10 protein-coding genes are annotated in these 14587 nt (G+C 68.7%); 4 read left to right on the top strand and 6 right to left on the bottom strand.

Annotated features, from left to right (window positions below; genetic code table 11):
- Positions 1-33 precede the first annotated feature (33 nt).
- The 6 genes from hppD to ACOTSS_RS00950 all read right to left on the bottom strand — a co-directional run bounded on the left by hppD (position 34) and on the right by ACOTSS_RS00950 (position 9680).
- A complete protein-coding gene (gene hppD, locus ACOTSS_RS00975) occupies positions 34-1119 on the bottom strand; it encodes a 4-hydroxyphenylpyruvate dioxygenase (protein WP_448689698.1) in 1086 nt (361 codons plus the stop codon).
- 164 nt (positions 1120-1283) lie between these two features.
- Positions 1284-3170 (bottom strand): ABC-F family ATP-binding cassette domain-containing protein, encoded by a 1887-nt coding sequence (locus ACOTSS_RS00970; protein ID WP_448689697.1) that lies wholly within the window; start codon positions 3168-3170, stop codon positions 1284-1286.
- A 54-nt stretch (positions 3171-3224) separates the two neighbouring features.
- Complete coding sequence (locus ACOTSS_RS00965) at positions 3225-4136, bottom strand: DUF4886 domain-containing protein (RefSeq protein WP_448689696.1); 912 nt, start codon at positions 4134-4136, stop codon at positions 3225-3227.
- 45 nt (positions 4137-4181) lie between these two features.
- On the bottom strand, positions 4182-5129 hold the full coding sequence (locus ACOTSS_RS00960) for a hypothetical protein (RefSeq protein ID WP_448689695.1): 948 nt from the start codon (positions 5127-5129) through the stop codon (positions 4182-4184).
- A gap of 47 nt (positions 5130-5176) precedes the next feature.
- Positions 5177-8296 (bottom strand): TonB-dependent receptor domain-containing protein, encoded by a 3120-nt coding sequence (locus ACOTSS_RS00955; protein ID WP_448689694.1) that lies wholly within the window; start codon positions 8294-8296, stop codon positions 5177-5179.
- Positions 8297-8342: 46 nt separating this feature from the next.
- Entirely contained in the window at positions 8343-9680 is a 1338-nt protein-coding gene (locus ACOTSS_RS00950) for a dicarboxylate/amino acid:cation symporter (protein WP_448689693.1), read from the bottom strand.
- 219 nt (positions 9681-9899) lie between these two features.
- On the opposite strand from ACOTSS_RS00950, the gene ACOTSS_RS00945 reads away from it, so the two are divergent.
- The 4 genes from ACOTSS_RS00945 to ACOTSS_RS00930 all read left to right on the top strand — a co-directional run bounded on the left by ACOTSS_RS00945 (position 9900) and on the right by ACOTSS_RS00930 (position 14459).
- Positions 9900-11708: a sensor histidine kinase gene (locus ACOTSS_RS00945; RefSeq protein ID WP_448689692.1), complete on the top strand. Its 1809-nt coding sequence runs from the start codon at positions 9900-9902 to the stop codon at positions 11706-11708.
- Positions 11705-13060: a sigma-54-dependent transcriptional regulator gene (locus ACOTSS_RS00940; RefSeq protein WP_448689691.1), complete on the top strand. Its 1356-nt coding sequence runs from the start codon at positions 11705-11707 to the stop codon at positions 13058-13060. Before ACOTSS_RS00945 ends, ACOTSS_RS00940 begins: the two co-directional genes overlap by 4 nt.
- Before the next feature lie 113 nt (positions 13061-13173).
- Positions 13174-13518, top strand: a complete 345-nt coding sequence (locus ACOTSS_RS00935; RefSeq protein ID WP_448689690.1) for a RidA family protein — start codon at positions 13174-13176, stop codon at positions 13516-13518.
- Positions 13519-13565: 47 nt separating this feature from the next.
- Positions 13566-14459 (top strand): LysR family transcriptional regulator, encoded by an 894-nt coding sequence (locus ACOTSS_RS00930; protein ID WP_448689689.1) that lies wholly within the window; start codon positions 13566-13568, stop codon positions 14457-14459.
- The last annotated feature ends 128 nt before the right edge of the window (positions 14460-14587 follow it).

Below are 14587 nucleotides of genomic sequence, written 5' to 3'. Positions count from 1 at the left end.
GCTTCGACAAGCTCAGCACGAACGGGATTGGGATCAGGCGTCCTCTTTCACCTCCAGCGCGCCGCGGCGGATCTGGTCGAGTTCCATCGACTTGAAAAGCGCGGTGAAATTGCCCTCGCCGAAGCCTTCGTCCTTCTTGCGCTGGATGAACTCGAAGAAGACCGGGCCGATCACCGTCTGGCCGAAGATCTGGAGCAGCAGGCGCGGGTCGCCCTCGGTGGTCGAACCGTCGAGCAGGATGCCGCGCGATTTCAGTTCCTCGACCGGCTCGCCATGCCCGGGCAGGCGTTCGGCGAGCAGCTCGTAATAGGTTTCGGGCGGCGACGGCGCGAAGGGATTGCCGAGCGCCTTGAGCTTGTCCCACGACGCGTAGAGGTCGTCGCAGGCGAAGGCGATGTGCTGGATGCCTTCGCCATTATAGGCGCGCAGATATTCCTCGATCTGGCCGCCGCCGCCCGCGCCTTCCTCGTTCAGCGGGATGCGGATCTTGCCGTCGGGGGCGGTCATCGCCTTCGAGGTCAGGCCGGTATATTCGCCCTTGATGTCGAAATAGCGGATCTCGCGGAAGCCCGCGATCCGCTCGTAGAAGGCGGCCCAATGCGCCATGCGGCCGCCGTAGACATTGTGCGTCAGGTGATCGATCAGCTTCAGCCCCGCGCCGACCGGGTGGCGGTCGACCCCCTCTTCATAGACGAAGTCGATATCGTAGATGCTGAGGTCGTCGCCATAACGGTCGATCAGATAGATGATCGACCCGCCGATGCCGCGGATCGCGGGCAGGCGCAATTCCATCGGGCCGGTGCGCACCTCGACCGGTTCGGCGCCGCGCGCGATCGCCTCGGCATAGGCCTTCGCGGCGTCGCGGCAGCGCCAGCCCATGCCGCACGCCGACGGGCCATGCTCGGCGGCGAAATAGGCGGCGGGCGACTTCGGCTCGTAATTGGCGATCAGGTTGATGTCGCCCTGGCGCCAGAGTTCGACCTGCTTCGAACGGTGGCGCGCGATGCGGGTGAAGCCCATGCGTTCGAACACCGGCTCGAGCTGCCCCTTTTCGGGCGCCGAGAATTCGACGAATTCGAAGCCGTCGAGCCCCAGCGGATTTTCGAACAGGTCGGCCATGGTCAGTCCCTCATATGGTTTCAATTGAAACTATTATGATGGAATCCGATCCACGAGTCAATGTACGGAACTTTCGGCATGCCGGGCTTGACCCGGCATCCCGCTTTTCGGTCGCGTGGCAAAATCATAGCGGGACCCCGGATCAAGTCTGGGGTGACGAAGACCTACGCGGCAGCGGTCTCGATCGCCTCGAGGGCGTTCATCCACGCCGCCTCGACGTCCTCCAGCTCCGTCGCCAGCTTTCCGCGGCGCTGGGCGAGGTCGCCCATCGTCAGCTTCGCGAGCGCGGGCTCGGCGCTCGCGGGGTCGAACATCGCGCGGTCGACCGCCGAAATCCGCGCCGCGAGCTTCGCCGCCTGCGCTTCGAGCTCCTTCGCCGACTTGCGCAGCGCCGCCTGCGCCTCTCGCGCCTTCGCGGCTTCCTGCCGCGCGAGCTTCGCGTCCTTGGGCTTGGCGGGCGCGCCCTTGGTATCGTCGTTCGCCGCCGACTTCCCGAGGATGAAGGCGACATAATCGTCCATGCTGCCGTCGAAATCGCGCGCCGTCCCGCCATCGACGAGCACCAGCCGGTCGGCGCTGAGTTCGAGCATGTGGCGATCGTGGCTGACGATCAGCACCGCGCCGTCGAAGCCATTGAGCGCCTGCACCAGCGCCTCGCGCGCGTCGACGTCGAGGTGGTTGGTCGGCTCGTCGAGGATGAGGAGATGCGGCGCCTCGCGCGTGATCAGCGCGAGCGCGAGCCGCGCGCGCTCGCCGCCCGACAGCTTGCCGACCTCGGTCGTCGCCCTGGGCCCCGAAAAGCCGAAGCGCCCCAATTGCGCGCGCACCGCGCCCGGCGTCTTCCCCGCCATCACGCGGGTCATGTGACCGAGCGGCGTGTCGCTGCCGTCGAGTTCCTCGACTTGATATTGGGTGAAATAGCCGACGCGCATCTTGCCCGATGCGGCCATGCCGCCGTCCTCGGGTTTCAATTGCGCCGCGAGCAGCCGCGCGAGCGTCGTCTTGCCGTTGCCGTTGCGGCCGAGGAGCGCGATGCGGTCGTCGGGGTCGATGCGCAGGTTGAGGCGGCTCAGCACCGGCTCGCCCGGCGCATAGCCGACGCTCGCGAGGTCGAGCGTGATCAGCGGCGGCTTCAGCTCGTCGGCGGGGCTCGGGAAGTCGAACACCAGGCTCGGATCCTCGGTGAGCGCGGCGATCGGCTGCATCCGCGCGAGCTGCTTGGCGCGCGACTGCGCCTGCTTCGCGGTCGAGGCGCGCGCGCTGTTGCGCGCGATATAGTCCTGCAGCTTGGCGCGCTGCGCGTCCTGCGCCGCCTTCGCCGCGGCGAGCTGCGCCGCGCGTTCGGCGCGCTGGCGCTCGAACGCGTCGTAGCCGCCCGGATAGAGCGTCACCTTGCCGCCTTCGAGGTGCAGGATATGGTCGACGACATTGTTCAGGAGGTCGCGTTCGTGGCTGATCACGACGAGCTGACCCGGATAGCCGCGCAGGAAGCTTTCGAGCCACATCGTCGCTTCGAGGTCGAGGTGATTCGACGGCTCGTCGAGCAGCAGCAGATCGGGGTTCGAGAAGAGCAGCGCGGCGAGCGCGACGCGCATCTTCCATCCGCCCGAGAAGCTGTCGAGCGGCTGGCCCTGCATCGCCTCGTCGAAGCCGAGCCCGATCAGGATGCGCGCCGCGCGCGCCGGCGCGGTATAGGCGTCGATCGCGATCAGCCGCTCGTGGATGTCGCCGAGCCGGTCGGGGTCGGTGACCGTTTCGGACTGGGCGAGCAGGTCGGCGCGCTCGATGTCGGCGGCGAGCACGGTCTCGAACGGGGTCGCGGTTCCGCTCGGCGCTTCCTGCGCGATATAGCCGATGCGCGTCTTGCGCGGCATCTCGATGCCGCCCTCGTCGGCCTCGAGGCTGCCGATCATCGCCTTCATCAGCGTCGACTTGCCCGCGCCGTTGCGGCCGATCAGCCCCGTCCGGCTCTTCGCCGGCAGGCTCGCGCTCGCGCGGTCGAGGATGGTGCGCCCGCCAAGGCGCACGGTGAGGCCGTTGATCGTCAGCATGGGCGCGCCGCCTAGCACGGCGCGCCGCGAAGCCCAAGCCCGATCAGCCTCCGATCAGCCGCGCCCCTGCGCCGCCAGCGTGTCGCGCGCCACGCGCTGCAGCGCCGCGGCCTGCGCGTCCGAAAGGCCGAGCTCGTCGGCGCCCTTTTCCTTGGCCCCCAGCGTGGTGGGGTCGATGCCCGTCACCGCGCCGAAGGTCACCAGCGCCGACAGATAATAGCCCGCGACGCTCGCGTGATAATGGTCATAGGCCCACAGATCGAGCTGGTCGTAGGCGATGCCGTCATAGGGGTTCGGGTCGGCGACGCCCTCCGCCATCGCCCGGTTCCACGCCTGCCCGACGGGAAGCACCCCGGTGACGCCCGGCGTCGCGGCGCGGGCGCGGTCGGCGGCGGCGCGCAGCTCGCCGGCCATCGCGGCGACCGGCTGGCCGTACCAATGCCCCTCGGGCCGGTAGGTCTGGTCGGCGCGCGTCCAGGTCGCCACCAGCCGGATATCGACCGCGGGGTTGCGCGCCTTGAACAGCGCGGTCAGCCGCGCGACGTCGCGCAGATAGTTGGCGGTGTCGCCCGGCTTCGCGCGATTGAGGACGCTGAGTTCCTGCAGCACGACGACGTCCCAGGCCCGGTCGAAGCGCCCGCGGCGCTCGTCGTAATGAAAGCCGAGCGTCTTTCCGCCCTGCGTCTCGAGGCTGACGGCATAGTCGAGCCCCGCCTGTTCGCAGAACAGCTTGAACAGCGCCGGCACCCCGCCATAGCCCGCGCCATTGAGGTCGGTGACCGTGCCGGCGTGCCAGTTGCGCGCCGCCGAATGCGCGCCCTGCGTGAAGCTGTTGCCGATGAACAGGATCGTGCGCGGCGCCGCGGCCTTTTCAGCCGCCGGCGCGGGCGCGGTCTCCCGCGCCGCGGCCGCCGGGACGATGGCGAGCGCGGCGGAGGCGATCAAAAGGCCGATGCCATACTTCATATCCGACTCCTTGGTGACCGGCGCATCCGTAACGCAGATACGAGGCTATTGGGCCAGCGGCTTGCAGTCGTCCCCCGCGACCGGTTTCGCGTCGCCGAACAATATGCGCACCGCGACCGGCGCCATGCCGCCATTGTCGTGGCCGACGCCGGGCACGAGCGCGCAGCTCCACCCGAAGCCGACATGCTCCGCCGCCGCGAGCGCGCGCGCCCTCGCGTAGAAGGCCTCGCCGCGCGCGAGCCGGTACGGCCCCTGCGCCACCGCCTCGGGCTGGCGCGGCAGGCTCGGATGATTGGGGTCGGTGTCCTCTGTGCCGAGCAGCACCGTCACCGGCAGCGCGAGCGCCTTCGCGGGATTCCACAGGCCCGCGGGCAGCCCGCCGAGCCCGAAGGGCCAACCGGCCGCGGGATCGGGCATCGCATAGGAGCCCGCGTTGGCCGACACCGCGCGTCCCATATGCGGCCCGCCGCCCGCGAGGATATAGCGGTGGACGAACTGCGCCCCGCCCGAATGGCCGTAGAGCGCGTAGGTTTCGGCGGTCAGCCCCTCGCGCGCCTTCACCGCGGCGAAGACCGGCTCGATCGCGGCGAACGACCATTTGTCCGCGGGGCGCGGCGCGCCATCCTTTTCGGTGAACCAGCCGTGGCTGTAGGAGCGCACGCCCGGAAACGCCTCGCGGCTATATTCGGGGACGATCAGCGCGATCCGGTATTTCCGCGCGAGGCCGATCCACTCGCCGAGATATTTGTCGGCGTCGCGCTTGACCCCGTGGAACACGAACAGCACCGGCGCGTCGGCGGGGGTGTCCGCCGAGCGATAGGTCCAGACCGGAAAGGCGGGCCCCGCCCAGCCGTCGAAGGTGAAGCGCTTCGCCCCCGCCGCGAACAGCTTTTTCTGCAAGGCCGTCTCGCCATGCGGGGCGGCGCTGGCGAGCGCCTGGCCGGGCGCGCACCCTGCCAGTGCCAGCAGCGCCGCCGCCGCGATGGCCTTCACGGACCCAGTGGACAAGGCCCGCGAAGCTCGAAGACCGATGCCGCGCATCAGAATTTCACCGTCGCCCCGACGTAGAAGCGGCGGCCCGCGATGTCGTAGACGCCCTCCTGATTTGTGAGCCGCCCCGCTTCGGTGCCCGTGGGCAGGAAAGGGCTGATCGAGTTGAACAGATTGTTCACCCCGCCATAGAGGCGGAACTCCTTGCCGCCGCTGTCGACGTCGAACGACAGGAACAGGTCGTGCTCCCACACGTCGCCGATGTTGAGGAAGATCGGCACCTCGGCATCGGGGTTGGTGGCGAGCAGCGCGCGATAATCGTCGCGCAGCTGGTTGCTGTCGTTGATCTTGCCATAATAGGTCGTCGTCCAGCGGATGCGGAAATTGTCGAGCTTCCAGCTCAGCGAACCCCGCGCCCGATATTTGAAGCTGCCGTCGGCGAGGCTGCCCGCGAGGTCGTTGGTGACGGTGCCGTCGACGCCCTCGAAGCTGACCTTTTGCTTCAGCACGTGCGTGCCGTCGTAGCGCAGGTCGAACCGGCCGGGGATGCCGACCAGATCGTCGAGGCGGAAGCGATAGTTGAACGCGACGTCGATCCCCGTCGTGTCGAAGCTCGCGAGGTTGGCCTGGCGCTGCACCAGCGAGACGATCTGGCCGTTGATCGGGTTGCGGGTGATGTCGGCGCAGAAGGGGTTCTCCGCCTGCGGCACGTCGGTGTCGTAGCATTGCAGCTGGATATCGCGGTTCGAATAGGCGTCGATCGCGTCCTTGATGCGGATGTCGTAATAATCGACCGCGAGCGTCAGCCCGGGAAGGAAGCGCGGCGCGATCACCGTCCCGAAGGTCAGCGTGTCGGCGGTCTCCTCCTTGAGGTCGAGGCTGCCGCCGTTGGGGCTGTAGATATTATTGCCCGCCTGCCGATATTCCTGATCGACGCCGTCGGCGGCCTGCCGTGCGAAGAGCGCCTGGATTCCCGGGTCGAGCCGACAATTCGCGGCGAGGCGGCCGGCGGTGGTCGGGGTCACGCCGTCGCATTCGTCGTCGGCGCTCTCGAAATTGCCGCGCGGCGGCGAATACAGCTCGGCGATGTCGGGCGCGCGCTGGGCGCGTGCGAACTGGGCGCGGAAGCGGATATCGGGAATCGGCGCATATTGAATGCCGGCGCGATAGCTCAGCACCGTGCCGACATTGTCGATGCTGTAATGCGCGGCGCGCGCCGAGGCGTCGACGCTCAGCACATAGGCGCCCGGCGCATCCTTGAGCAGCGGGACGCTGACCTCGCCATAGCCTTCCCAGGCGCTGATCGACCCGCCGAAATTGGGGATCGCGTTGCCCGTGGTGCCGCCGGTCTGGGCGAGAAGGTCGCCGCGCAGCTGCTGGCTGTCCTTGCGGAAATCGACGCCGAACGCGGCGCCGACCGGGCCGGCGGGGAGCTGGAACAGGTCGCCGGTGACGAACGCCTGCGCGGTATATTGGCGGATCGTCAGATCCTGATGCAGGTCGGCGCGGATCCAGTTCGCCATTTCGGGGGTGATCGATCCTTCGCCGAACAGGTCGATCGCGACGCAGCCCGCCGCGCGCGCGTCGGCATCGACGCAGCGCGGGCCGTCGGGGCCCATCTCGGCGTTGAGCGCCTGGATGAGGTTCAGGCCGTTGATCTCGTTCCGGCGCCACTGATCCTGCTTATACTGGCCGAAACCGGCGCTCGCTTCCCAGTTCCAGCTATCCGAAATCTTGCCGCGCAGCCCGGCCCAGCTGCGGATCGTCTGGCGCGTATTTTCGGTGATCTGGCCGCCGACCTCGTCGAAACGGCGGTCCCACGCGATGCCGACCCCGGTCGAGGGCGTTTCGGACCCGCGCAGTTCGGGCGGCACGAAGGGATTGCACGCGCCGGGGGCGCGGCGGCACGGGATCTTGCCATATTCGACCTCGGTCGTGATCCCGGTGACGGGATCGGTGAGCGGAAAGGTCGAATCCCAGCCGAGACCATAGGATTCGCGCGTCTCGCCCGATTCGATGCGCGAATATTGGACCTGCGCGAACGCTTCGAGCGTGTCGGAGAATTCGAAATCGAGCTTCGCGGCGCCGAGGTAACGCTTGCGCGCGAGGATCAGCGAGCGGCCGGTGCGCTGGTTGTAGCCGTCGCGGTTGGGGAGGAAATAGCCGGTGTTGCCGTTATCGGTCGTGCCGATGTCGATCGGCTGGCCGGTCTGGACGTCGGGGCCGAGCGGAACCAGCTCGCCATTGCGGTAGAAGCGGTCGCGCGACGAATTGCCGCCCGAGAAGACGCCCCCCGGGATGAAGGAGCTGAGGTCGCTCATCACGAGCGGTGGGAATTCGGAGGCCGGGCGCGATCCGCTGGTCGGCGCGCCGCTGCCGTTCAGATAGACCCCCTCGAACATGTTGAGGCCGGTATCGAAATCATAGTCGTAGGACACCGGGCGGATCGCCCATTCGCGGTCGACGGCGCGAATGCCCCAGTCGCGGTCATAGGTGCCGCTGACGAGAAGATAGCCGCGCCCGTCGGCGAAGCGCGCGCCCCACGTCGCGCCCAGCGTCAGTTCCTGTCCGTCGCCCTGATCGGTGATCCCGGTGCGCGCGCGCAGGGTGAGCCCGCGTTCGTTCTTCTTGGTGATGATGTTGACGACGCCCGCGACCGCGTCCGAGCCATAAACCGACGAGGTGCCGCCGGTGATGATCTCCACCCGGTCGACGAAGTCGCTCGGGATGGTCGACAGGCTGACGAGGTTGGTGATGCCGCTGTTCGACACCGTGCGGCGCCCGTCGACCAGCACCAGCGTGCGGTTCGGACCCAGATGGCGGAGCTCGATCGAACTGAGCCCCGAATTCTGCGTGCTGCCGGTGACCGTGGAATCGTTGGTCGACGATTCGAGCTGCGGCAGGTCGGCGAGCGTCTCGCTGAGTTCACTGTCGCCCGATTCGAGCAGATCCTCGCTCGTCACCCCGATCGTCGGCGCGGCGGTGTCATAGGTATCGCGCGCGATGCGGCTGCCGGTGACGATGATCTCGCCGGCGGGCTCGGCAGCCGCGTCGGCGCTCGCGGCGTCGGCCGGCGTCTCCTGCGCGGCGAGCGGCTGCGCGAGCGCGGCGCAAAGAATCAAAGCGGTGTAGCTGCTGCGGCGGGCCCAGCGGGCCTTGGTCGAAATCATTGTCTCACTCCCCATTGTCGTTGTTCCTTGCTGGCCCGGGCGGACCTCAATCCGCGTCGGTCTCGACCGGGCGCGCGGCGAGCCCCGGCGCGGGTTCGCCGTGAAGCGCGCGATCGAGCGCATCGCGGTCGAGCGATTTTTCCCACATCGCGACGACGATCGCCGCCAGCGCGTTACCGATGAAATTGGTGAGCGCGCGGCATTCGCTCATGAAGCGGTCGATACCGAGGATCAGCGCGAGCCCCGCGACGGGCACCGAGGGCACCACCGACAGCGTCGCCGCGAGCGTGATGAAGCCCGCGCCGGTGACCCCCGCCGCGCCCTTCGAGCTCACCATCGCGACGAGCAGCAGCGCGACCTGCTCGCCGAGGCTCAGGTGGATATTGGTCGCCTGCGCGACGAACAGCGCGGCGAGCGTCATGTAGATGTTGGTGCCGTCGAGGTTGAAGCTGTAGCCGGTCGGCACGACCATGCCGACGACCGGCTTCGCGCAGCCCGCCCGTTCGAGCTTCTCGATCAGGCTCGGCAGCGCCGCCTCCGACGAGGAGGTGCCGAGCACGAGCAGCAGTTCGGCCTTGAGATAGGCGATCAGGCGAAAGATCGAGAAGCCGCAGAGCCGCGCCATCGCGCCGAGCACGACGATCACGAAGAAGAGCGAGGTGAGGTAGAAGGTCGCGATCAGCGCGCCGAGATTGGCGAGCGAGTCGACGCCATATTTGCCGATCGTGAACGCCATCGCCCCGAACGCGCCGACCGGCGCGAAGCGCATCAGCATCGCGACGATGCGGAAGAAGACGACCGAGACCTTTTCGAGGATCCCCAGCACCTGCGCCCCCGCCGCCCCCGTGTGCGACAGCGCGAGGCCGAAGAGGATCGCGACGAACAGCGCCTGGAGGATCGAGCCCGAGGTCAGCGACGACACGAAGGTTTCCGGGATGATCGACAGGAGGAAGCCGGTCAGCGTCGCCTCATGCGCCTTCTGCTGATATTGCGCGACCGCCCCGGCGTCGAGCGTCGCGGGGTCGATGTTCATCCCGGCGCCCGGCTGCACCACATTGGCGATGATCAGCCCGACGATCAGCGCGAGCGTCGAGAAGAAGAGGAAATAGGCGAAGGTCTTGATCGTCAGCCGGCCGAGCGTCTTCGCCTCGCCGACCGAGGCGATGCCGGTCGCGACGGTCAGGAAGATCACCGGCGCGATGATCATCTTGACCAGCTTGATGAAGCCGTCGCCGAGCGGTTTGAAGGCGATGCCGATCTCGGGGAAATAATGACCGAGCAGCACGCCCGCGAGGATCGCGGTCAGCACCTGCACATAGAGATGCGACCACCAGGGGCGGGGCCGGGCCGCTTCCTGCGGCGTCAGATCGATCGTGGCTGCCACCAGCCTCTCCCTTTGCTCGTCGCGCTCGCGGCGCGGCTCCGGCCGTTCGCCCGGATTTTGGGGAAAGCTAGAAAGGCGGAGAGTCCCGGTCAAAGGAGGAACGGAATGATATCATATAGTTGATTTTCAACAATAATATTTTATCGCCCTGCTCAAGTCGGCTTGATTTGTGCAATTTTCCGCATGGAATAATCCATACTTGTGCGATATTCCGCACAAATGCCCGCCGACGATTCGCCCCTTGCTGCCCGCCCCTGGCTCGACCGGCGCCGGCTGGTGCTGGCGACGCTGGCCGGCGCGCTGGTGCTCCTCATCGCGGCGGTGGGGCTCAACCAATGGGCGCTCGGCCATGCGCGGTCGGAGACCGACGCCGAGGCGCGCCAGAGCGCCCGCGCGCATGCCAGCCTGCTCGAAAGCGAGCTGCAGAAATTCCGCCTGCTACCGCGCGTGCTCACCGAATTTCCCGACGTCCGCCTCGCGCTCGCCGACAACAGCGCCGCGGCCTCGCGACGCCTCGACACCGAGCTCGAACAGCTTGCGACGCGCACCGATGCGGCGGTCATCTATGTGCTCGACCGCGACGGCACGACGATCGCGGCGAGCAACTGGCGCGCGCCGACCAGCTTCGTCGGCCAGAATTACCGTTTCCGCCCCTATTATCGCGGCGCGATGGATCAGGGCGAGGCCGAGCTGTTCGCGCTCGGCACCGTCAGCGGCCGCCCCGGCCTCTATCTCGCGCGCAAGGTCGCGCCCGAAGGCAGGACGCTGGGGGTGATCGTCGTCAAGGTCGAGTTCGACCGGCTCGAACGCAAATGGGCCGATTCGAGCGGCGCCACGCTCGTCACCGACAGCAGCGGCATCATCATCATGGCAAGCGAACCCGCGTGGCAGTTCCGCTCGCTCGATCGGCTGTCGGCGGCGGCGCGCGACCGGCTGCGCGCCTCGCGGCGCTATGGCGAGCGCGCGCTCGCGCCGCTGGGGCTCCAGCGTCGCGGCGGCGACCTGCGCATCGCCGGGGATGGCGGTGCGGCGCTCTATCGTCAGGCGTCGGAGCGCATCTCGCTCCCCGGCACCACCTTGCACCAGCTCCAGCCGCTCGCGCCGCGCCGCGACGCCGCCAACGCCACCGCGCGCGTGATCTTCCTGATCCTGCTGATCCTCGTCGGCGCGGCGATCGTCACCCTGCTCCGCCTCGTCGAGCGCCAGGCGATGCGCCACGCTGCGCACCAAGCGCTCGAACGCGAGGTCGCGGCGCGGACGCAGGATCTGCGCACCGCCAACGCCGAGCTTCAGCAAGCCTCCGAACTCCAGAGCGAGACCGACCGCCGCTATCGCGCCGCGCGCGAGGAACTGGCGCAGGCGAGCCGGCTCGGCTCGATCGGCCAGATCACCGCCGGCGTCGCGCACGAGATCAACCAGCCCGTCGCGGCGATCCGCACCTTCGCCGAAAACAGTCTGCGCTATCTCGACCGCGGCGAGGCGGACAAGGCGCGCGGCAACCTGGGCACCATCGTCGACCTCACCGCGCGCGTCGGCGCGATCACCGGCGAGCTGCGCAATTTCGCGCGCAAGAAGCCGATGCCGCTCGGCCCGGTCGCGGTGCAGGCCGCGCTCGACGGGACGATGCTGCTGATCGGCGACCGCCTGCGCGGCCAGGGCATCGCGCTCGACGTCGCGCTGGGCGATCCCGGCGCGCGGGTCCACGCCGACCGCGTCCGGCTCGAGCAGATTCTCGTCAACCTGCTGCAGAACGCCGCCGAGGCGCTGCACGAGGCCCCGGACCCCCGCCTCTCGATCCGCGCCCATGGCGCGGACCCCGTCTACATCGATGTGTGCGACAACGGCCCCGGCGTGCCCGCCGAGCTGGTGCCGCAACTCTTCACCCCCTTCGTCACCGGGCGCGCCGACGGGCTGGGCCTGGGGCTCGCGATCGCGAGCCAGATCATGGCCGATTTCGGCGGCCGGTTGTCGCTGATCGCCTCGCCGCTCGGCGGCGCCGGCTTCCGGCTGGAGCTGCAGCGCGCATGAGCTTCTTCACCGGCCAGCAGACGATCCTCTTCGTCGACGACGATCCGCAGCTGCGCGAGGCCAATCTTCAGTCGCTCGACCTCGCCGGCCTCGCGGTCGAGGCCTTCGCCGACGCGGCGAGCGTGCTGCCGCGCATCGCGCGCGACTTTCCGGGCATCGTCGTCACCGACATCCGCATGCCCGGCATGGACGGGCTCGAACTGCGCGCGGCGATCCACGGCGTCGATCCCGACATCCCCGTCATCCTGATCACCGGCCACGCCGACGTGCCGATGGCGGTGCGCGCGCTGCAGGACGGCGCCTTCGACTTTCTCGCCAAGCCGTTCGCCGCCGACCATCTGGCGAGCGCCGCGCGCCGCGCGCTCGCGCATCGCGCGCTGATCCTCGACAACCGCCGCCTCGTCGCCGCGGTCGCCGATATCGACAGCCCGCTGATCGGCGAAAGCGCGGGCATGACGCGGCTGCGCGAGACGATCGCGCAGCTCGCGCAGGCCGACATCGATGTGCTGGTGGAAGGCGAGACCGGCACCGGCAAGGAGCTGGTCGCGCACATGATCCACCGGCAGAGCCGCCGCAGCGGCGGCGCGCTGGTCGCGGTCAATTGCGCCGCGCTGCCCCAGGAACTCGCCGAGGCCGAGCTGTTCGGCAGCGACCTTATCGACCGCGCCACCGGCAAGCTCGGCCACGCCGGCCGCATCCGCAGCGCGCATCGCGGGACGCTGTTTCTGGACGAGATCGACACGATGCACCCTGCCGTTCAGGCGAAGCTGCTCCGCGTCATCGAGGAGCGCGAGGTGCAGCCGATCGGCGCCGCGGCGCCCGAGCCGGTCGACCTGCGCGTCGTCGCCGCGACCAAGATCGACCTGATGGACGCGGTGCGCGCGGGGACCTTCCGCGAGGATCTTTATTACCGGCTCCACGTCGTCAAGCTGCGCATCCCGCCGCTGCGCGAGCGGCGTTCGGACATTCCGCAGACCTTCGCCTATTTCCTCGACGAGGCGGCTGGAAAGATGGGGCTGCCGGGGTTCCGCATCGACGACCGCACCCGCCGCCATCTGGTCGAGCACGACTGGCCGGGGAACGTCCGCGAGCTCAAGAATTTCGCCTACAGCGTCGTCCTCGATCTCCCCTCCGACCCCGGCCGCGCGCCGCTTCAGGGCGAGGCGACGCTCGCCGAGCGCGTCGCGCGCTTCGAGAGCGCGGTGATCCGCGACGCGATGACCGCGTGCGGCGGCGACATCGCGCGCGCGATGGCGATCCTCGGCGTGCCGCGCAAGACGCTCTACGACAAGCTCGGCCGTCATGGGATCAACCCTAAGGACTATCGCGAGGTGGTTTCGGGCCGCGGCTGATTTCACCCGAATCCATAACCCCCGCCTATGGGGAACCGTCCCATTTTCCATGTCCCCCCGACCGGCCCGCGCATAGCGTCGCCGCGCCATCGCAAATCAAAAAGGGGAACGCCATGACCACGCCGCCGCTCTCGCCCGCCCGCACCGCGGGCGCGCTCGTCTTCACCTCGGGCCAGCTCGCGCGCGGCGACGACGGCGCGATCGTCGCGGGCGGGATCGAGGCGCAGGCCGAGTGTGCGCTCGCCAATCTCGCCGCGGCGCTCGAAAGCAAGGGCTGCACTCCCGCCGATGTCGTGAAGGTCACCGCCTGGCTGACCGACCCCGCTGATGGCGCCGCGTTCAACGCCGCTTACCGCCGGCTGTTCGGTGAACCCTGGCCCGCGCGCTCGACCGTGGTGTCCGCGCTGCTCGCGCCCGGCGCGCTGATCGAGGTCGAGGCGGTCGCGCTGCGCCGATGACCGCAAAGACTGTTGGCCCCCGCTTGCTGCGCGCCTACAGCGGGGGAATGCGGTTTCGCCAGATCGAAGTCTTTCACGCCGTCTACACCCACGGGTCGATCAGCGCCGCCGCGCGCGCGCTCGGCGTGTCGCAGCCGTCGGTGTCGAAAACCCTGCGCCATGCCGAGGACAGCCTGGGCTTCCCCCTGTTCCAGCTCGCGCGCGGCCGCCTCGTCCCGACCGACGAAGCGCATGCGCTGATGCGCGAGGCGGGCGACATCTTCGACCGGCTGACCTCGCTCCAGCACACCGCGCGCAACCTCTCGCAGGCGGGCGGCGGGCATATCCGGCTCGGCATCGTGCCCAGCCTGGCGCTCGACATCGTGCCGCAGGCGATGGCGCAGTTCCGCCGCCAATGGCCGCGCGTGACTTTCGAGGTCCACACGCACCATCACGACGACCTCGTCCAGTCGCTGATCGAGCGGGAGACCGATATCGCGGTCGCCTACACGCCGCCGCCGCATCCGCGGCTGACGCGCTCGCTGCTCGCCGAGGGCGAGCTCGTCGTCTTCTTTCCCACCGGCGCCTTCGGCGAGATTGGCGCGCGCCTGCCGCTGCGCGAACTGGCCGACCGCGACGTCATCGGCGTGGCGGCGACGGGGCCGATCGGCGACGTGCTGACGCGCGCGGCGCGCGCGCGCGGCATCGCCTATCGCGAATCAGTGTCGGTGCAGACCTTTTTCATCGCCGCGCGCCTCGCCCAGCTCGAAGGCGGGGTGACGGTGATCGACGAATTCACCGCGCGCGCGTGGCAGTCGCCGGGATTCAGCTGGCTGCCAACCGATCCGCCGCTCGGTTTCACCATTTCCTATGTGACGCTCGAGGACCGCCCACCGTCGAAAGTGGCGCGGCAATTCCTCCGCACCCTCGAGGAAGTGCTCGAAAACAGCCGCGCGGGCTAGACCATAACCCGCGGCTATGGACGTCGTAAATATTGCGCATTGGCGGCGAGCCGTCGCGCGATATTCTGACCCCTCAAGGCGGGCGACGAGACCATTCGGATAGCCCGGCCGAAAGGGGATCGGGTTGA

This window comes from Sphingopyxis sp. NJF-3, from assembly GCF_053514865.1.
The sequence above is the reverse complement of the archived record's forward strand: the minus strand, read 5'-3'. Positions and strand labels throughout refer to the sequence as shown.

Coding starts and splice junctions, on each gene's coding strand:
- ACOTSS_RS00930 (WP_448689689.1), top strand. CDS start 13,566: ATGCGGTTTCGCCAGATCGAAGTCTTTCACGCCGTCTACACCCACGGG.
- hppD (WP_448689698.1), bottom strand. CDS start 1,119: ATGGCCGACCTGTTCGAAAATCCGCTGGGGCTCGACGGCTTCGAATTC.
- ACOTSS_RS00970 (WP_448689697.1), bottom strand. CDS start 3,170: ATGCTGACGATCAACGGCCTCACCGTGCGCCTTGGCGGGCGCACCATC.
- ACOTSS_RS00955 (WP_448689694.1), bottom strand. CDS start 8,296: ATGATTTCGACCAAGGCCCGCTGGGCCCGCCGCAGCAGCTACACCGCT.
- ACOTSS_RS00965 (WP_448689696.1), bottom strand. CDS start 4,136: ATGAAGTATGGCATCGGCCTTTTGATCGCCTCCGCCGCGCTCGCCATC.
- ACOTSS_RS00945 (WP_448689692.1), top strand. CDS start 9,900: ATGCCCGCCGACGATTCGCCCCTTGCTGCCCGCCCCTGGCTCGACCGG.
- ACOTSS_RS00940 (WP_448689691.1), top strand. CDS start 11,705: ATGAGCTTCTTCACCGGCCAGCAGACGATCCTCTTCGTCGACGACGAT.
- ACOTSS_RS00935 (WP_448689690.1), top strand. CDS start 13,174: ATGACCACGCCGCCGCTCTCGCCCGCCCGCACCGCGGGCGCGCTCGTC.